Source organism: Rhizobium sp. BK379, assembly GCF_014193955.1.
Taxonomy (GTDB): domain Bacteria; phylum Pseudomonadota; class Alphaproteobacteria; order Rhizobiales; family Rhizobiaceae; genus Rhizobium.
The window spans coordinates 340,809-360,134 of sequence record NZ_JACIAD010000007.1; the positions used below are offsets into that span (position 1 = coordinate 340,809).

18 protein-coding genes are annotated in these 19,326 nt (G+C 58.6%); 5 read left to right on the forward strand and 13 right to left on the reverse strand.

All coding sequences use genetic code 11. From position 1 onward, the window contains the following. Positions 1–77: 77 nt before the first annotated feature. The 3 genes from FHT93_RS27725 to FHT93_RS27735 form a co-directional block, all read right to left on the reverse strand. On the reverse strand, positions 78–518 hold the full coding sequence (locus FHT93_RS27725; RefSeq protein ID WP_112969111.1) for a hypothetical protein: 441 nt from the start codon (positions 516–518) through the stop codon (positions 78–80). A 290-nt stretch (positions 519–808) separates the two neighbouring features. Further along, positions 809–1,588 carry an alpha/beta hydrolase gene (locus FHT93_RS27730; RefSeq protein ID WP_183850453.1) on the reverse strand — a complete coding sequence of 260 codons (780 nt, stop codon included), beginning with the start codon at positions 1,586–1,588 and terminating at the stop codon, positions 809–811. Between the two features lie 457 nt (positions 1,589–2,045). Next, on the reverse strand, positions 2,046–2,792 hold the full coding sequence (locus FHT93_RS27735) for an SDR family oxidoreductase (RefSeq protein ID WP_183850455.1): 747 nt from the start codon (positions 2,790–2,792) through the stop codon (positions 2,046–2,048). A 308-nt stretch (positions 2,793–3,100) separates the two neighbouring features. On the opposite strand from FHT93_RS27735, the gene FHT93_RS27740 reads away from it, so the two are divergent. Beyond that, positions 3,101–4,636: a PAS domain-containing protein gene (locus FHT93_RS27740; RefSeq protein ID WP_183850457.1), complete on the forward strand. Its 1,536-nt coding sequence runs from the start codon at positions 3,101–3,103 to the stop codon at positions 4,634–4,636. A 45-nt stretch (positions 4,637–4,681) separates the two neighbouring features. Here the strand turns inward: FHT93_RS27740 and FHT93_RS27745 are convergent, their stop codons facing one another. Beyond that, entirely contained in the window at positions 4,682–5,068 is a 387-nt protein-coding gene (locus FHT93_RS27745) for a response regulator (protein WP_112969107.1), read from the reverse strand. A 51-nt stretch (positions 5,069–5,119) separates the two neighbouring features. Further along, complete coding sequence (locus FHT93_RS27750; protein ID WP_183850459.1) at positions 5,120–5,767, reverse strand: response regulator; 648 nt, start codon at positions 5,765–5,767, stop codon at positions 5,120–5,122. Positions 5,768–6,186: 419 nt separating this feature from the next. Here FHT93_RS27750 and FHT93_RS27755 point away from each other — a divergent pair, with 419 nt between their 5' ends. The 3 genes from FHT93_RS27755 (at position 6,187) to FHT93_RS27765 (ending at position 9,627) form a co-directional block, all read left to right on the forward strand. Continuing rightward, positions 6,187–6,456: a hypothetical protein gene (locus tag FHT93_RS27755; protein WP_183850461.1), complete on the forward strand. Its 270-nt coding sequence runs from the start codon at positions 6,187–6,189 to the stop codon at positions 6,454–6,456. Between the two features lie 180 nt (positions 6,457–6,636). Then, positions 6,637–7,287, forward strand: coding sequence for a response regulator transcription factor (locus FHT93_RS27760; protein WP_112546294.1), 651 nt, complete (start codon positions 6,637–6,639; stop codon positions 7,285–7,287). 60 nt (positions 7,288–7,347) lie between these two features. Further along, positions 7,348–9,627: a PAS domain-containing protein gene (locus FHT93_RS27765; protein ID WP_183850468.1), complete on the forward strand. Its 2,280-nt coding sequence runs from the start codon at positions 7,348–7,350 to the stop codon at positions 9,625–9,627. Between the two features lie 67 nt (positions 9,628–9,694). On the opposite strand, the gene FHT93_RS27770 is transcribed toward FHT93_RS27765, so the two are convergent. The 6 genes from FHT93_RS27770 to FHT93_RS27795 form a co-directional block, all read right to left on the reverse strand. After that, on the reverse strand, positions 9,695–10,165 hold the full coding sequence (locus FHT93_RS27770; RefSeq protein ID WP_183850470.1) for an AraC family transcriptional regulator: 471 nt from the start codon (positions 10,163–10,165) through the stop codon (positions 9,695–9,697). Positions 10,166–10,279: 114 nt separating this feature from the next. Next, positions 10,280–11,269 (reverse strand): ABC transporter permease, encoded by a 990-nt coding sequence (locus FHT93_RS27775; RefSeq protein ID WP_183850472.1) that lies wholly within the window; start codon positions 11,267–11,269, stop codon positions 10,280–10,282. A 3-nt stretch (positions 11,270–11,272) separates the two neighbouring features. Next, positions 11,273–12,127 carry an ABC transporter permease gene (locus tag FHT93_RS27780; protein WP_183850474.1) on the reverse strand — a complete coding sequence of 285 codons (855 nt, stop codon included), beginning with the start codon at positions 12,125–12,127 and terminating at the stop codon, positions 11,273–11,275. Continuing rightward, entirely contained in the window at positions 12,124–13,827 is a 1,704-nt protein-coding gene (locus FHT93_RS27785; protein ID WP_348649810.1) for an ABC transporter ATP-binding protein, read from the reverse strand. Before FHT93_RS27785 ends, FHT93_RS27780 begins: the two co-directional genes overlap by 4 nt. A gap of 133 nt (positions 13,828–13,960) precedes the next feature. Next, positions 13,961–15,514 (reverse strand): ABC transporter substrate-binding protein, encoded by a 1,554-nt coding sequence (locus FHT93_RS27790; RefSeq protein WP_183850478.1) that lies wholly within the window; start codon positions 15,512–15,514, stop codon positions 13,961–13,963. A gap of 187 nt (positions 15,515–15,701) precedes the next feature. Next, entirely contained in the window at positions 15,702–17,216 is a 1,515-nt protein-coding gene (locus FHT93_RS27795; protein ID WP_183850480.1) for an FAD-dependent oxidoreductase, read from the reverse strand. Between the two features lie 50 nt (positions 17,217–17,266). Here FHT93_RS27795 and FHT93_RS27800 point away from each other — a divergent pair, with 50 nt between their 5' ends. Next, on the forward strand, positions 17,267–17,752 hold the full coding sequence (locus tag FHT93_RS27800) for a MarR family winged helix-turn-helix transcriptional regulator (protein WP_112546286.1): 486 nt from the start codon (positions 17,267–17,269) through the stop codon (positions 17,750–17,752). A gap of 53 nt (positions 17,753–17,805) precedes the next feature. On the opposite strand, the gene FHT93_RS27805 is transcribed toward FHT93_RS27800, so the two are convergent. Both FHT93_RS27805 and FHT93_RS27810 read right to left on the reverse strand, forming a co-directional pair. After that, on the reverse strand, positions 17,806–18,579 hold the full coding sequence (locus FHT93_RS27805; RefSeq protein WP_183850482.1) for an SDR family oxidoreductase: 774 nt from the start codon (positions 18,577–18,579) through the stop codon (positions 17,806–17,808). A gap of 11 nt (positions 18,580–18,590) precedes the next feature. Then, the gene (locus FHT93_RS27810; protein WP_112546284.1) at positions 18,591–19,316 is read right to left on the reverse strand and encodes an SDR family oxidoreductase; all 726 of its coding nucleotides are present in this window, start codon (positions 19,314–19,316) and stop codon (positions 18,591–18,593) included. Between the last annotated feature and the right edge of the window lie 10 nt (positions 19,317–19,326).

The following is a 19,326-nucleotide window of genomic DNA, read 5'->3' on the forward strand; positions in this document are numbered from 1 at the left end:
GCAGATGCTAACCGTCGCAGACGAAAGAAGGAGGCGCCGCAAAGCGCCTCCTTTTTTATGGGTTGAGCACCCGCGCTCTATGCCCGAATGCCTGCAACTCCTTGCCGGCTCGCGGAGGCTGTGGCCTGCTGAATTGCCCAAAGTGTTGCAATGATCCCGAAGATCGCGGGCAGGCTCACCGCCGGGAAGTCGCGCAGGATCACCGACGAAGAGCAGATGCCGACAGCGACTTCCCAAAGATGAAACGTTGCATGGGCGATGAGCCAGAGGGTCGCCCCGGCCCACATCTCGACCCGCCGGCCAGGCTTCCAGGCCCCAAAGGCAAATGCAAGCGCTATGAAGCCCTGGATGATGCCGATATCGCGAATGAAGTGCTGGTTGTACATCCCTGTATCGGTGACGCCGGGAATAAAATAATACCAGCTTTCGGGATCGTAGAGCATGTACAGCGCCAGCCAGCCGGCAAGCAATATGTTGAAGCCGACCATCGCGTAGACAATGAATTTCGTGACCTGCATCGCAACCTCCTTGGATAAGCGGGCCTCAAAATTACCATCCAAACCTGAGGCTTACCTCCCAAACCAAGGTTGGGGAGCCGAACGCGAAAGCGACTGGAACGCAGCCGACGACCTCTTGAGACAGGAGAGAAACTACCTGCTGGCAATCAGCTTGCAGAAAAAGGCCATTCATCATCATCTGCCGGCGATGCACAATTTCAGATTGTTTAGAACTTCGCCCCTACCGCAATAACATCTGGGCTCCGCCGACGAGGACGGAGCCCATTCAGGAGCAAGTCGAAGTTTGAGCGTTACTTGGCGGAAGCCGCCTCTTCGATGATCTTCGCAACCTTGTCAGGATGAGAAACCATTACGACATGGGATGCACCCTTCACGACGACGGTTTCCTTGGAATGGGCACGCTCAGCCATCCAGCCAAGAGCCTTGGCAGGAATATTCTTGTCCGCGTCGCCGTAGATGAACCAGGACGGAATGGTCTGCCACGCCGCGCCGGGGGCTCCCTCCGTCAAGGCCGCCTCGGTGATCGGACGCTGAGTTGCTGCCATCAGCTTGGCGGTCTTTGCCGGCACATCGGCAGCGAACTGCTCATGAAACTTGTCCTGCTGGATATACAGATCCTTTCCGCCATTTTCCAATGCAACGGGCTCGGCAAGCGTCGGTGCCAGGGTACTGCCTGGGAACTTGCCCGAGAGGTCGGCAGCAGACTCGCCCTTCTCGGGGGCGAAGGCAGCGACATAGACCAGTGCCTCGACATTTTTCGCCTCTGTCGCGGCCTCGCTGATGACCGAACCGCCATAGGAATGACCGACGAGAACGACCGGCGTCTTTATTCCTGCGACAACACGACCGACATAATCACCATCCGACTTCACACTGCGCAGCGGATTGGCGACCGCGACAACCGGATAACCATCCTTTTCGAGGCGAGCGATAACATCGTTCCAGCTCGAAGCATCGGCAAACGCGCCGTGCACGAGCACCACCGTCGGCTTTGCAGATTCAGCGGCAGCAGGGACGGCAAGAGCTGCCAGTGCGCCGAGTGCGAATACGGATTTCAGGATTTTATGCATAAGTGGCTTCCTCTTTTTGATTGTGCACAATTTAATATGGCGCAATTATTCAGGTGTCGAGTCTTTTTTGTTCAACTAATCGCGAGCAAATGGATGGGAAAATGGTCGGATGCCACCGGGCGCTGCAATAGCCGACGTGAGCGGCGCTATCATTGTATTGGCCGCGCTCCGCAGCAATCCAAACCTCCGTTCTAGGGCTTTTCGTGCGGTAACGACTGAAGAGTCGCCCACGGGTCGCCCTCAAAACCGGTTTGCCTGGGAGCTACCGGCATTGTGAGGCCCGATCCTGACCGCGTCGGCCATACAGCCCTCGTTCGATAAATCCGACCAATGTCTGATTTTGCGTCGGAGCGCACGTTGTCCTCCACCGCGGGCCGCAGGCGTAACGGGACTAATCCGAGCGAACGCTCGCGCGGCCGGCACGCGATCCGGCCACACGAAATCTCACGCGCCAGTGTCAGGCCACGCACATGCCTCCATCGACGTGAAGTTCGATTCCGTTCACGAAGGTACCAGCCGAAGCGAGGAAGAGCGCGGCCTGAGCCAGTTCTTCGGGGCGCCCGAGACGTCCTGCCGGTATCAGGTCAGCCATCTGCTGCTTGAATTGCGGACGGTTGCTTTCACTGACGCCGAGTTTTCCCAGGATCTCGGTTTCGACCGGACCGGGGCTAAGAATGTTGACACGGATCCGGCGCGATTTGAATTCAATCGCCCAATTGCGGGCAAATGCGGCGAGCGCAGCCTTGGTGCCGGCATAGACAGTGTGGTTCGGCAGAACCTTTGTCCCGGCCAGAGAACTCGTGACGATAATATTTCCGCCATCGCGCATATGCGGAGCGATGGTCTGAACACCGAAGAAGACGCCGCGCGTATTGACCGCAAAGTGCTGGTCGTATTCGGCCTCACTGACCGCCTCTGACGCCGCGAGATTGATAATGCCGGCATTGGCCATATAGATATCGACTACGCCAAAGCGCTCCGCAACCTCAGTCGCGAGCCGGCGATGGAAATCGATGCTGGCAACATCGCCACAAATTCCGATCGCTCCATGGCCAATCTCGCGAACCGCGTCGTCAATAACATCCTGACGACGTCCGGTGATGACGACTTTCGCTCCCTCCTTGGCGAAAAGGAGCGCCGTCGCCTTGCCAATCCCGCTATTGCCGCCGGTGATGACAGCCACTTTATCCTTTAGATCTAGCATCCTAATTCTCCTTGTTGAGACCCAGGAAATAAGCTGTCGCATCGGTCTCCATTAGCCGTGCGCAAGGACAAGGAACTGTGCCCAGAATAGACAAATGAACAGCGCGGGCGGTCATCTGTCTTGAAACCCGGCTGCAGATGAGAGCGCCCACTCGTCATCGACGGGACAACCATTGGGCGGATCGAAGCGATCTGATGCCAAGATACGTTCGCGTATGAATTGCTTCCGTCTTCCACTGTATCGTGGGATAAATCCTGTGCAGGGCATTTCAGCCTGTTGAGACGCGAATGTGTCGCCGGGAGCGGGGGATGATCGTCAGCCGGAGCGCCAGGGCATTGCGCAAACGAGAACGGGCGCTTGCCGAACTCGTCGATAGGGTGCCATCTCACATCTGGCGGCTAACGGCAGACGGCGAGCCAATCTTTTTTAACAAGCAGATGATCGATTACCTCGGCCGGGATATCGCCGATATCCAAAAGCCAGGCATGAGCCGGCTCGAAGCAATGATCGAGATGGCGATCCATCCCGATGATGCCACGGGCTTCAGGGATGCGCTCCGATATTGCTTCGCCACCGGCAAAAGCTTTTCCACGCGATACCGCCTGCGCCGCCATGATGGCGTCTATCACTGGATGTCGAGCCGCGCGGATTCGATACATGACCGGCATGGGCGCATCAGCCAGTGGTATGGCCTTTGCCATGATATCGACGATCAGGTCCACGCCGAAGAGGCGCTGCAGCGAAGTGAACGGCATCTTCAACGGCTCATCGATGCCTTGCCGGTACACATCTGCAGTTGGACGCCTGCGGGAGAGCTCTCCTATGTCAGCAGACGCTACATGCAGGAACTCGGACTTTTCAAAGCAAATTTCGAGGAGTTTGCACGGGCAGCGCAGGAGCTTCTCCATCCCGAGGATGGGCCGGAAGTGAAGCGCAGGATCAGGCATTGCATCCAGGCTGGCGAGGCTTTCATGATGCGATACAGACGGCGCGGGCCGGACGGTACGTTCCATTGGACGGAAGGCCGCTTCGAGCCCCTTCGCGATAAGAACGGCGCAGTCGTGGAATGGTACGGCCTGTCGATCGATGTCGAGGATCAGGTTCGCGTGCAGGAGGCCTTGAGCCTTGCCCAGCTGAACCTTGCGCGTGCAAGCCAGGCAGCAAGCCTGGCCGAGCTTTCCGCTTCGATCGCTCATGAGATCAGCCAGCCTCTCGCGGCCGTCATATCAAGCTCGGATGTCGGCCAGCGCTGGCTCTCAGCGGAACCACCCAATATAGAACGGGCGCAGAAAGCGGTCGAACGTATCTCGGCAAGCGCTCATTCCGCCGTCGAAGTCGTCGGCCGCATCCGTGCTTTATTCAAACGCTCGGAAACATCGAGAGATTATACCGCACTCGATAGCGTGGTCAGAGAAGCGCGCGACCTCATGGCCGAGGAGGCGATGCGGCGGCGCGTGCGCATGGATCTCGAGTTCGAGCGAGACCTTCCGCCGATCGCCTTCGATCGGGTTCAGGTTCAACAGGTCCTGATCAATCTGATCCGCAACGGCCTGGAGGCCATGGATTCTGCCGGCAACGACCGCGTCCTGCGCATTCGCGCCTGCCGCGCCATGGATGCAGTGCAGATCGAGATCAGCGATCGCGGCCCGGGCGTCGAATTCCCCGATAGAATATTCGAACCCTTTTTCACGACGAAAGGACAGGGGATGGGAATGGGGCTGGCGATCAGCCGCTCCATCATCGAATCTCACGGTGGACGGTTGAGCGTGGAGCAGGCCGATCCACACGGAGCGAAGTTCGTTTTTACCCTGCCGTTTGAGATGGAACAGGCCGCTCACGCGTGACAACGCAATTCCGAATGCAGGACCTGCGCACTTCTGCAGGGTATTTTAGCCTCCGCGATAATCCCTGATCGCGCGCTCCAGCCACGACATCAGCAAATCGGCATTGACGGGTTTCTTGAGAAAGGCAACAGCACCTGCCTGAGAGACGGCGGCTTCGACCTCCTTGTCCCCGTGTGCCGTCATGATGATGACAGGCGGATGGGATGGCAGTCTGCCTAATGCCTGGAGCATCTCTACGCCTGACATTCCCGGCATTCTGACATCGGCAAGAATGCAATCAGCAAGCGAATAGCCTTTTTCGCTCAGGAATGTCTCGGCTGACTCATAGAGCTCGCATTCATAACCGGCCGCCTCGAGCAAATCCTTGAGGGATTCCCTGAGATAGCGATGGTCATCAATGACGGCGACTGTCTTGTTGGGGGAACTTGCCATTGCGTAAGTACAATTCTTCTTTTTCGGGCAATGAGCCAGGCGCCACGCAGGTTACTGATACAGTTTGAGATCCGGTTTCAACATGTCAAATTTGCGAACGAGCTCCGCGAGGGAGCCGGCCTGCATCTTTTTCATCATTCGTCCCCGGTGCAGTTTCACCATGATTTCGCTGATCTGCATTTCATGTGCAATCTGCTTGTTCATCAATCCGGCTGCGACATAATGCAAGACTTCCCGCTCGCGCGGAGTAAGCCTGGCCTCGCAAATTTGCAACTGGGCGCGGATAGCAGCCTCTTTCCGGTTCTCGGCATCTCGCCTGATTGCTTCGCCAACGGCGGCGATCACGGCGCTGCCTGCAAACGGCTTGATCAGGAAATCCGTCGCTCCTGCCTTCATTGCCTTTACGGTCAGCGGAACACTTCCGTGACCTGACATGAAGATAATGGGCATGGTGTTGCCGGCGGCGGCGAGCTGGTCCTGAAAGTCCAGGCCACTGATGCCGGGCATCCGCACGTCGAGGAGAATGCAGCCGGCCTGCCTCATATCGCAGCGCTCCAGAAAATCCGAAGCGCTCTCGAATGCGATGGCCTTCATCGCCACCGACTCGAAAAGGTCCACGAGAGAAGCCCTGACAGTGCCCTCGTCGTCGACGATACAGACAACCGGCTCGTCGCTCGTGCTGACTTGATCGATCATCATGGCTTTCCGCGCCTCCAAACGACTGCTTTGCAGAACTCCCCTACCGCCGGACAGCGATCAAGTCTGACACTGCTCCGGTGTGCCGCGTTCACGAAGGGGTTCCCGTCAGCTGAGAGCCACGCCGAAATTTCACCTGGCGACGTGGTCATGTGGCCGCAATAATACCATGCGGCCCTGTTCGCCAAAATACGCCAGGGGGCTAGGTTCGGCTGCAAGATTAATCCGCAAGTCGGTCAAATTCTCTCATCATTGCAAACAGGTAGTCCGCCCATTGCGTCAGGTAAGCCGCGCGGATGCACCCGCGCAGAACCATCGCAAGGCACACCTTCGTTGCCCCCGTCGCACACCTTCGTATAACTGCTTAGCCCGCTAGCCGCCTGTAAGCTGATCACGACCAAGATCGATCAAAGGCGGCTATGATGAGATATGACCCAAGCTCTCGGTACAAGCCTCTCGAGACGCCCAGGCTTCCGCTCCTGATCATCGGCGGCCTGATAATCGCGATACTTGCATATCTCGGCTATGGAGCTACATCGGCGCCCAAGGCGTCCGCAAAAATCTATGTGCCGCTCGCGACATCCTCGTCGTCGCAAGCCGAACCGAATGTCGCATATTTCATCGTGAATGGCGAAACGCTCGCCATGCCACTCGAGCATCGTCCGACGGCGCTCAAGGTTGCGTCCCGCTAGCCGGAGGCGGGCGCATTCCTGCATAGCACCATGCTGGGCCGCAAGAACCCAGACATATAAAAATGTGCTCCGCAATATATACTTGGTTTAGTTGCCCCCTCCTTCAATTTTCTCATCGATGACGGTATTCTCACGCAGTTCGGGGAAGCGGCATGTCTGCTGGCAGTTGGAGGATCATGCATGGGGGTGGCCACCTCCAAGGGGTCGAAAAGTCCGGTCGCGATTTTGGTTGACGACGATGAGACCGTTTGCGCGGCTCTGGAGAACCTGCTGAATTCGGTCGGCATCGACGCAATGACGTTTTTATCGGGCCGGGAATTTCTCGAAGCGAAGCTGCCCGACCGCCCGAGTTGCGTCGTCCTGGATGTTCGTATGCCCGGCATCAGTGGTCTGGACCTGCAGCATCATTTGACCCGTAATGGCGTCACCACGCCCGTGCTTTTTCTGACGGCACACGGGGATATTGCAATGAGCGTGCAGGCAATGAAGGCCGGAGCGCAGGATTTCCTGACCAAACCCGTACGGGACCAGACCTTTCTCGATGCCGTGTCCAGCGCCATCGCAACAGATATCAGCCGCAGGAACGCCTTGTCTGCAGCCGATCGATACGTCTCCCTTTTTGAAACCCTCACGGTACGCGAACGCCAGGTTCTGAAGCTGGTCGTATCCGGCGAAGTCAACAAACAGATAGCCTTCTCCCTCGGGATCAGCGAATTTACGGTGAAGCTTCACCGCAGCAATATGATGAAAAAAATGCAGGTCAGTTCGGTGGCGCAGCTTTTCAATGTCTGGCAGGCGCTGCCGTCGCATGTCCGGATGAACGATGGCTGAAATTATCCACCAGCGTCAGGTCGGGGAAAAGACAACGACAGCGAAGCAAAGAGGACTCCCATGCAGTTGACATCGTCAAAAGTACGGATCGTCACGGCCATGGCTATTGGCGGCAGCGGCATCCTGCTGGCAGGGCTTTTCGCAGACACCTCCGGCATTCTCGTCGCAATGGTCGCCATCTGGCTCTATACAAGCTGGCGCACAGGTCTGGCCGTGCTGCTCATCGGCTGTTTGTTGACGGCGACCATCATTCTCTCCCCCGCCAATTTCGGCGATGATGAACCCGTGCGGGTCGTCATGTTCGCCTGCTCGGCCACTGCGCTCTGGTTTTTCATCAACGTCTTCAAGCCGCAGAGCCTGTTCGACCGCGTTTACAAGAATATCCAGCCCAATATCGAAGACATTCCGGGCTTTGGCTGGTCGGCCTATCCTGACGGCCGCCTGCGCTTCCTGAATCCGAAGGCGCTCGACTTTGTCGGCGTGACTGCCGAGGAAATGAGCAGGATCGCCAAGCTAGACAATCATTCATGGTGGAGCCTCTTCGTGCATCCCGACGATGTCGAGGGATGCAAGCAGCGATGGGAACACAGCCTCAGGACAGGCGAGCCGATCTTCGAAGAGCAGCGTGTGCGACGCGCCGACGGGACCTACCGATGGCTTCGCGATTCCGCCATCGCCTCGCGTGACGAACACGGCCACATTACGGCGTGGTTCGCGACATCGGTCGATATCGACGATCAGCGAAAGGCGGAAGCTGCTCTGCGGGAAAGCCGGGAGCAGCTGCAGCAGATGATCGACACAGTCCCGGCTCTCATCTGGTGCGCCAGCCCGGCCGGCGAAACCTCCTATATCAACAAGCCCCTAATGCACTGGACCGGGATTTCGCTGCAGGGCAATGATCCCGTGGATACAAGGAGGTTCGCGACAGCGATCATCGACACTATCCACCCCGAAGACCAGACGCTGTTTCAGGAGAGCCTTTCACGGGCTTTCAAAACCGGCGAACGCTTCGCCCTGAAATATCGGCAGCGGCGCTGCGATGGCGTCTATCGCTGGATCGACGGGAAAGCCGAGCCGCTTCGCGATGCCGATGGCCAGATCATTCAGTGGTACGGTGTCTGCCTCGACATCCATGACGAGATGGAAGCGCATGAAGCAGCGCGCCAGCGGGAGGCGGAACTGCGCCTCATCGTCGATACGGTACCGTCTCTGATCTGGCTCATGACCCCCGAAGGACTTCCCTGCTATCTCAACAAGCGCTTCTCCGAATGGGCAGGGCTCAACGAAGGCGATATTCATTCGAGGACGACGGAAGAGGTCGCTGCCGAAGCAGAACTTGTCCATCCCGAGGATCGCGCCGCAGTGACGGAGGCGTTCAGACATGCCATTGCGACGGGTCAGCCCATCAATCACAAGGGCCGGCTTCGCCATAAGGACGGGCAGTATCGATGGATGGATTCACGCGTCGAACCCCTGCGCGACGAGAATGGCAAGATCATTCGCTGGTACGGCGTCAATCTCGACATCGACGATGAGGTCCGTGCGCAGGAGGCGCTGCGCCAATCCGACGAGAGATTGGCAAGGGCCCTGCGCGCCGCCAGCATGTCGGAACTTTCCGTCTCGATTGCGCATGAACTCAATCAACCGCTGCAGGCGGTGGTGGCCAATGCGAATGCATTCCGCCGTTGGCTGAGCGCGGAACCGCCGAATCTCGAACGCGCCCTGCGGTCCGCCGACTGGATCGTGCGCGATGCCGATGCGGCCGCCGAAGTGGTCAGCCGCATCAGGGCGCTGTTCGGCAAGACCGCCTACCCCAGAACCACAGTCGATCTGAACAATCTGATCAACGATGCCTGCGAACTGATCGCCGACAGGCTCGCCTCCAACAAGGTGAAGCTCGATGTCAATCTCGATCCTTATCTGCCTTCGACCAGCGCGGACCATGTGCAAATGGAACAGGTGATCCTCAACCTCATCCGCAACGGCATCGAAGCGATGCAGGATATCGAGCCCAGAGCCCGTACACTGAAAATCGAGTCCAGGCTGCGGGACGGCGACACCGTCGAAGTGGAAGTGAGCGACCTGGGCACCGGGATCGGCGACACCGAGAAGATATTCGAGGCGTTCTACACGACGAAGCAGGATGGGATGGGCATGGGCCTTGCGATCTGCCGGTCCATCATCGAATCCCACGGCGGACGACTGTGGGCCGAGAATGGGCTTCGCGGCGGTGCATCGATCACATTCAGCCTGCCGGTGCGCGACCTTCACGCCAAGCCGCCGCCGCGTGAAATCCACATCAGGCCGTCAGTCAAAGAACTCGAGGCCCTGTCAGCATGACTAGCGGCGACAAACGCACCACGCTGGCTCTCGCCATCAGTTGATCATGGCGGGGGCGTAATCCGGCTTAACGGATACCATCTTGAACGGCGCTTTGCGCCGCAAGATCTTGGCGCCATTGGCTGGGTGTCGTTCCGACGAAACGCCGGAACAACCGGCTGAAATGCGCATGATCCGACAAGCCGCAAGCAAAGGCGATATCACCCATTTCATGCTCGGAGGCGAGCAGCAATGTCCGGGCACGCTCGATCCGCTGCTGCATGACAAAAGCATAGGGTGACATGCCGAAGCTGATCGAAAAGGCGCGGCGGAAATGGCCAGGGCTCAGCTTTGCCGCAGCCGCCAGATCCTCAACACGAACCGGCCCTTCCAGTCTCGCATCGACATAGTCGGTGACGCGTTTGACCTGCCAGTTGCTGAGCCCGGTCCTGCGGCGGACATTTGTCTCTGAGACCTGCGACCGATCACGGGACTCGGAGGAACCATCGTAACGGGGCACCGCCAAAACGCCTTCCTTCAACCTGATCTCGTCATCCATCAGACCGCCCCATGCCACAACGGGATCGCCATATCCAGATGAACTCTGATCGCGGCGGAAATCCATAGGGTTGAGGTCTAGCGAACTAGGCCGGAGGGATAGGTTTCGAGAATGCTACAGCTCGATACGCGGATCGGCGAGCGTCTGCAAAATTTCGACGACGATGTTCACGAGGATGTAGAAGGTTCCAAGAACAACTGTGACTCCTAGCACGGCTGGAAGATCGGCGCTGCTCAGGGACTGAACCATATAAAGCCCAAGGCCCGGCCACCCGAACACGAGTTCGACGATCAGCAGGTTGCCGAACAGAAGCCGGATCTGCAGACCAACCATCGCCAATGCCGGAGATGCAGCGTTGCGAAGACCATGGCGCAAGACGACCGCCGCCTCCCGAAGACCCTTTCCCCGCGCAGTTCCGATGTAGGGCTGCTGCATAACTTCGCGCAGCGCACTGTCGAGACTTCGTCCCACAGCCACGGCAATGGGCAGCGCCAGAGCCAGAGCCGGCAGGAGCAGATGTCTGGCGGCATCCAGGCTGAGGTCGCCCCTACCGCCGATCAACGCGTCGATCATGTTGAAGCCAGTCGGGCCGCCTATATCGTCCTCGCTCATCCGGCCCGAACCCGGCAACCAGCCAAGACGGAACCAGAGAAAATAGACCAAAAGCAAGGCCGACATGAACGTCGGAACCGAGCCGGCCGCGATCAAGAGGAATCTCAACCCTCCAGAGCCGCCCAGGATACGGGGCATCACCGCAATGACAGCTGCCAGTACAAGGCCAATGCAGAGAGCCGCTAGTGACAGTTCGAGTGAAGCGGGCAGATATTCTCTTATGTCGGCGGCCACGGGCTGACGGGTTCTGGTCGACGTCCCGAGATCACCTTCAGCGAGGCGCGAGAGAAACCGGCCATACTGGACGATAATAGGATCATCGAGGCCAAGTTGCTGGCGAAGAGCGTTCACACTCGAAAGCGGCGTGAGCGGTCCGGCGATAGCGCGCGCGGGATCTGCCGGAATGATGCTTTGCAGGCAGAACACGGCAAAGCTCATTGCCAAGAGAACGACCACGAGACCCGATAGGCGCCTTAGAAAGTAGACCAGCATATCCTAGGTTCCTCGCAACGCCGTGCGAAGGCCGTCTCCCGCGAGATTGGCGAGAAGACAGATGAGAAAAATGGCCGCCGCCGGCAATATTGGCAGCCACCAATAAATGGACAGACTATCAAGCGCCCTTGATGTCATCGCCCCGAGCTCAGGCGCCGGGGCCGGTTGGCCGAGCCCGATGAAGGACATGAGCGACATCGTCATAATGGCCGTTGCGACATCCAGTGTCGCCGCCACGAGCAGGGCCGGAAGCGCGCCCGGAAGGAGGTAGCGCAGCAGCAGGCGCGGGCCGCTGATACCGGCAATTCTTGCAGCCTCGACATGTGGACGAGCGTTCAGCCGCCGAAGCTCGTCGCGGGATATGCGCGCATACCAGGGCCACCACGCGATACCCATCGCAATCATCGTATTAGTAAGTCCTCCGCCCAGGGTGGCGATTATCGCCAGCGCCACCAGCGTCGATGGCATGACCAGGAAGAACTCGGCTACCCATTGCGCCAGCATGTCGAGCCTGCGGCTGATGAGACGGGGTATCATGCCGACGCATGTGCCGACGACGAGGCTGATGAGGACAAGGGCAAGCGCGGGCAGCCATGTATATTGGATACCGATGACGATACGCGAGAAGAGATCACGCCCAATCTCGTCTGTCCCGAACCAGTGCTCGGCGGAAGGCGGCAGATAGGCCGCCGCGACACGGAGCTGCGGGTCGAATGGCGTGAGCCATGCGGCGAACAACGCGATGATCGTTACGGCAATGACGCCAAAAAGCCCAATCCGGTCGATCCAGCTGGTGCGGCCGAGAACAACGGGCCAGCGCACGAAGCGTTCCTCGGGAAGGAACTCGGGAACGTTCATAGGTCCGGTCCGCTTGTGCTCGCTTGGGTTCTCGGCATCGCTGCGAGAACGGAGCCCATCGATGGTACATTAAAACCGTCAGTGATCTTGTCTGGATCACCCTGCTGCACCACCCGACCTTCATCCAGCACAGCGATACGATCGGCGATTATTCTTGCGGCAGCCAGATCATGGGTAACGAAAAGCACGGCCATGTCTAGGCGGCGCCTGATCTCGCCGAGAAGGTTCAACGTGGTGGCAGCAAGCGATACATCGAGCGCGCTGATCGGCTCGTCGCAGAGCAGAAGTTTCGGCGGCACGATGATCGCGCGGGCGATGACGGCACGCTGGCATTGACCGATGGACAGACCGGCCGGCAGTGAAGACATGAGGCTCTCATCAAGACCGACCATTTCAAGCGCCCTGCCAACCTTTTGAAGGCGCTCTGCCTTGCTAAGACCGAGATACCGTAACCGATCACCGATCTGTTCGCCGACGGAAAGCCAAGGCGTGAGGGATGCCGCAGCATCCTGAAAGACAATTTGTGGCGCATTGTCGATACGGAAAATCTCTCCACCATCAGGCAGCAGAAGTCCGGCCGCGAGCCTGATAATCGTCGATTTGCCGGCACCGCTTTTCCCAAGCAGGGCCACGCACTCACCAAGCGCGACCGAAAGATTGACCGATTCCAGCACCTGCTGAGATCTGCGGCGACCAAAGGGGCCGGTGGATGTGAAGCTCTTCCTGACATTAGACAGCCGCAGCGCTTCCACGGGCTTCGCCGCTGTGACCATCGGCCAGACTTCCGTAGAACGAAGTTGATCTGCGCTGGATTTGACCAGGTCGGTGAAGAAGCACGCCGCGGTGTGGCCGCTGACAGAAAGCTGTGTTGGTTGGGGCCGGCTGTTTAAGCACTTGTCCCGGACGATGAGGCAACGGGAGGCATAACAACAAACGTTTTCCGGATCAGCAAGCCTCATCCGCTCGACCGGCAGAGTAGGCAGAAGGTGCATGCGATCCGTGTCAAAATCGAATCGAGTGGCAAGCAGACCGGCGAGATAAGGATGGCCGGGATTTGTCAAAACATCTGCCGTTCTACCCAATTCCAGAATCCGCCCGCCATAGATTACAAGCACGCGATCCGCGAGCGATGCAGCTGCGACAAGATTATGGGTGATGAAAAGAATTGTAGTCTGCTGCTCCCGAGCGATCTTGCGTAGCAGTTCGAGAACCTTACTTCGCAAGGTTAAGTCGAGTGAGGTAATTGACTCATCGGCAATCAGAACTTTTGGCTGTGCCATCAATGCCATCGCGATCAGGACGCGCTGGCGCTGCCCACCAGACAGGCGATGCGGAAATGTGTCGAGTATGGCTTTCGTGTTCTCGAGTCCGACCCTGCCAAGCCAATCCCCGATGAAGCTGTCGTCTCCATCGGCCGATTCCCGGAGTTGATGGCGGATCGTCATCGTCGGGTTGAGGGCACCCATCGGATCCTGGGGAATGGCACGCACAAGCGAGTGACGTGCCGCACGAAGAACCCGCGGCTCTGCCCCCACTATCTCCAAACCGGCAAGATCGATCGAGCCGCTGACCTTCGGCTCGCTAGAGGCCGGCAGAAGACCCTGAATTGTTGCTCCAAGCGTAGATTTGCCCGAGCCGCTCTCTCCGACGACCGCAATGATCTCACCCGGGAGCGCCTCGAAATTGATCCCATCGAGCACAAGGTGATCACGATCGCTTCGCCGCAGGACGACACTGAGATTGGCGATGGAGAGGACTGCCTTGCTCACAGCCATCATGCCTCACAGGCTGAGTTAGAGCCACGAACTCCATCTGAGGCCGGCACCCCGGCCATCAGCGTCTCACGCTCGAAAAATCGATGCTGCCTCTTGGAAAGACCGGCCGCAGACCCAGATCCTTCAGCCCCGTGCGATGAACTACAACGTCGTCGACATCGACGAGCGGGATGAAATGGCCTGCATCGAAATACATCTGGCCGGCTTTTTCATAAAGCGCGTTGCGCGCGCCGATATCCGCTTTGGACGCGCCTTCCGCGACAAGCGCATCCGCATCCGGAAGCGCCCTGCCGTAAAGATTGAGCGGCGCATCCTTGGTGAAGAAGGCCTTCGCCTGATTGTCGGGATGAGCCGCGTCCGGTGAAGCGATGATCAGCAGCATGTCCGGAGCTGCAGGGTCGCCCTTCATGGCATAGGCCGCCCCCGGCGGCATGATATGGGAGGTGGCCTGGACACCGATGAGAGATAGCCCGGCGATCATCAGGTCGGCAATACGCCCGTAGCTCGGATTGGCGCTGTAGAGTCCGATGCTGAGGGTGACCGCTCCGTGCCTGGCGATGGCAGATTTCGCTGCCTCGATATCCGCCGGAAACTGTACTGGCTGACCCGGATCCAGCATGATGTTCGGATAGAGCGATTTCGAAACATGCGCATATTGCCCGAAAGCATCGCTCGCCCACAAATTCGGGTTGATCGCGGTCAGAACCGCCTTGCGAACCTCGGCATCGTCGAGCGGCGATCCCGGCTTAATGAAGGCCTCGTATTGTGTCATGCTGGGAGCCGACGTTATTTGCAGATCGGCTGGCAGGCTACTGAGCTGCGCGAACGGGAAATTGGCAGGTACGGCATCGATCTCACCGGCTTTCAATTTGAGAATCTGCTGGCCGATATCAGGAATGACCAAGAACTCCACCTTGCCGAAAAAAGTTTTTGCCCCCCAATAGTTTGCGTTCCGCTCGAGCACATATCGCTCACCTCGCTTGAATTCGGCGAGCTTGAAGGGCCCGGTTCCAACCGCATGATCGGTCAGCCATCCCGTGGCAAGGTCGCCCTTGGCATGATCGGAAAGGGCTCCCGGGCTGATGACTTTCGGTCCCCACGGGCTTGCGAGACTATCCATGAAGGAAGGCTGTGTATGGTGCAGCGTGATGACGACGGTGGAAGCATCCGGTGCTGCGATATCTGCCATGTTGGCGAGCGTATAGTTCTGGACAAGACCGCCGTCGCGACGGCGCTTGAATGAGGTGACAACCGCATCCGCGTTCAAGTCCGTACCGTCATGAAACTTGACGCCGTCGACAAGGTGAAACGTATAGGCCAGACCGTCCCCCGATACCTCCCAGCTCTTTGCCAGCAAGCCGGCGATCTTCGTTGAGCCGGCTTCATATTTGACGAGACCCTCGTAGACGCTGTCGAGCGTCGTCAATCCGGCAACCTCAAAACCGTTGTCGGGGTCGAGACTGCCTATATCGGACGAATAGGGAATGCGCAGGACATCTTCAGCATGACCCGTAACAACGAAAATCAGCAGTCCAAGTGAAAGGGCAAGCAGGCGAAGACCGATAGCTCGGCTGGTGCGTGCGAATATCGAAGCGAACAGGAATTTCGGCATGAGTGATCCGTTATTGTGTCATACCGGTCGCAGGCGACGGAAGCACAAGGCGGCCAAATGCCCGATGCGCAACCGTTGCCAACGCCGTTGTCATCACAATCATAGCGGCACGTTGCTGAAAATCCTTGAAGATTCCGCGCCATAAATATTTGCGGATTCGCTGCCGGACATATCGCGGAAGCATGTTTCAATGCGTTACCGTTGCACCTGCCTGCAATCCGACAGACCGAAGATAGGTTTCCAATGCTGCCACTTCGGGCTGCGATACGATCGCGCCGATATAACCATCGGGACGGACAAGGATCCACTCGCCCGACGCGATGTCATAGGTTTCGCGGAACCGGTTTTCGCTGTCCATGAGATCGCCGCCTTGTCCAATCCTATGAATATGCAGGCCCTTGCGCGGCTGAATGGAAATGACTGCCGCCTCAAATCCAAGAAGTGTCCAATGCGGACCTTTGAAGAGCTCAAACAGCCGGGTAGCCTGACCTGCGGCACCCTTCAGCAGCGCGTCGGGAGCGCGGTCCCCGGCGAGGATACGAGCCTGACGCAGCGGATCGTCGAGCGACAGGCTGGATCCGCCATAGCCGATGTCAAGCTGGTGAACCTCGCGGCCACGCCGTATCTCGCCGCGTTTCGCTTCGTCGAGCAGCCTGGTGGCGAGCCCTAGCATACCGGCTGCGATCGGACGGCGTTCTTCCTCATAGGTGTCAAGCAGCCCCTCTGGAGCACCCGACAGGACGGCGGCCAGTTTCCAGCCAAGATTATAGGCGTCCTGAACGCTGGTGTTCAGGCCCTGGCCACCTGTCGGCGGGTGGATATGGGCTGCGTCGCCGGCGAGAAAGACACGGCCAACGCGATAGCTGTCGGCAAGCCGGGCGTTCATATTGAATGCCGAAGCCCAGGAAACCGATCGAATATTGATATCGGTGCGGCCTGTGCGCTCAACCGTGAGGGCCGAAAGCCCCTCGGCGGAGAGATCGATTTCACCCTCAAGGGGTATCGGCCCCTGCATCTGGAAAAGGCCTGTCTCGGCCAAGGGGCAAAAGGAGATCTGCGTTTCCATTGATCCCTCGTTGAATCGATGCCAGACGTCACTGCTCAAACCTGCCAGCGTCACATCGGCGACGATCGCGCGAACGCCGAGCGTCTTTCCCGGAAAGTTGATGGAAAGTGCATGGCGGACGAAGCTTCGACCACCGTCGGTGCCAACGAGGTAAAGCGCCCGCACAATTTGCTCCTCCCCATCCTTAGCGATCCTTGCGGTGACACCTTGCCGGTCCTGTTCGAAGGCAATCAGTGTGCAACCGAATTCCGGAGAATGACCGAGTTCTGCGAGGCGTTCGCGCATTGCTGCCTCCGTTAGAAATTGGGGGACGAGAAGCGGCGTGCCGTAGGGCTCGGCCGGGATCGGTTCACCGACCTCGAAAAGCGCAACATCCTTCACGCTACCGTCGCCATGATATTCGCGCTGGTGCGGATAGAGGCTGCCGGAAGCGGCAATCCTGTCGACGATACCGAGATCCTCAAAGACTTCCAGGGTTCGCGGCTGGAGGCCCTTGCCGCGTGAGCCGCGAAACGGATCATCCATTTTCTCGATCAGCCGGAAGGATATGCCGCGCCGCGCCAGATCGATCGCCAGTGTCAGGCCGGCAGCGCCGGCGCCACAAATCAAAACATCGATTGCATCTTCATCTGTCATTGCCGTAGCTCCTCATTTATGTGTATTATGCACATAATAGGAGAATAGGAATGCCGTCAACAAAAAATGTGCAAAATACACATATCTCAAACTGTATCCGTGACCTTCATGGATCACTCCTTGAAATCGTCAGCGTCATGAACCGTCCGCAACGGGACGAAGCAATGGTCAGGGAGGCTGGAATTTCGCTCGACCGTGCGCTCTTTCCCCTGCTGGTGGGTATCGAGAGACTGGGGCCAATCGGCGTGGTCGAGCTGGCCGACCGTGCCGGCCGTGACTACACGACGGTCAGCCGTCAGGTCGCCAAGCTGGAGAGCCTCGGCCTAATCCAACGTCAGGCCAGCGCGACGGACCGGCGCGTCAGCGAAGCAATCGTGACCCCGCAAGGCAAATCGATGACGGATCGTGTCGATGCCGCGCGCGAGCGCATGGGGATCGAGATATTCAAGACCTGGGATCCCGATGATCTCGACAATCTGGTCCGCCTGATGCGCAAGTTCGCCGATGCCGTGAGGGACGACCCGGCTCGGAGTTGAACCTGATGGAATGCAGGCGCCTGCGGACACAGCGCCTGCGAACTATATTGCATCTACCAGCAGGTGAAACCTGCGTCGACGCTGACGATTGCACCCGTCATCAGGCTTGCTGCACCGGATGCAAGGAAGAGAACGGCGCTGGCAACCTCCTCCGGCGTGCCCATTCGTCCCATCGGCGTATCGTTGAGCCAGATCGGAATCCGTTCACGATTGGCTTCGACTGCCGCCACCATCGGCGTTTCGATGTAAGTCGGCGCGACGGCATTGACCCTGACGCCGTGCTGGGCCCACTCGGCGGCCATCGAGCGCGTTATGTGATGCACAGCCGCCTTCGAAACATTATAAGGCGTCTGCGCCTGCGGCCGGTTGCAGATGATGCCCGACATCGAACCGAGATTGACGATTGCACCGCGTTTCATCGCAACCATGTGACGGCCGAAGGAACGCGAGCACCAGAAGACGCCATTGACATTGACGTCCATCATCCGCAGCCAGTCGGCGTCGGTGACGTCCTCCGACGGGATGCCGTTCTTGCCGATCCCTGCATTGTTCACCAGGATCGATGCCGGCCGGCCACCATCGGCAAGCTCATTGGCAATGGCCTCCATGCGCGCGGAATCAGTGACGTCACCCAACCGTACCTCGATGTCATATCCCTTGCCCCGAAGCGCCAGCGCTTCCTCTGCGTCGGCTTCGTTACGCTCGATCACGATGACGGCGGCACCAGCCTCGGCGAGCGCATGGGCGCAGCAAAGTCCAATGGCGCGTCCGCCGCCGGTAACGACAGCCCGTTCGCCGTCGAGGCGGAATTTTTCCTGATAGCTCATAGCTCGGCTCCTCAGATGTCGAATGCGCTTGGTAGAACGACGATGTCGCGGATCGTGACGTTACGCGGACGCGTCAGCATGAACATGATGGCGTCAGCCACCTCCTTGGGTTCGATCAGGGCCCCAGCTTCCTTCGCCTTGCGGAGGTTTTCCTCCGGCCAGTCGGCAAGCAGCGCGCTGATGACAGGACCGGGCGAGACGGAGCCGACACGAATACCGCTTTTCAGAAGCTGGCGGCGCATGGTCTGGACGAAGCAATGCATCGCCCATTTCGACGGCGAATAGACCGGCTCCCAGGGAACGGGCGCATGGCCCGCGACGGAGCTTGTGACGACGATGTCGCCGGTGCCACGTTCGATCATGTGCGGAATGACGGTCCGGACGTTCTTGATGACGACATTGACGTTCAGGTTCAGCATCCGGTCGATGGCATCGAGATTGGCGTCCGCGAGGTCACCGCCGATATAGGTGCCGGCATTGGCATGAAAGATATCGAGCTGGCTTACCTTGGACAGCACGCGATCGAGAAGCCCGGCGCATGCCTCGGGATCCAGGAGATCCAAAGCGAGAGGTATCGCCTGTGCACCGAGGCGCTCGCAGGCAGACTTCAACGCTTTCTCGTCACGGTCAACAAGAACGACCGTGGCACCCGCCGCGATCATCGCCTCCGTCGACGCCATACCGATACCGGAGGCCGCGCCCGTGATCGCAGCAACCTTCCCTTTCAACTCGTTCATTCCTTCCTCC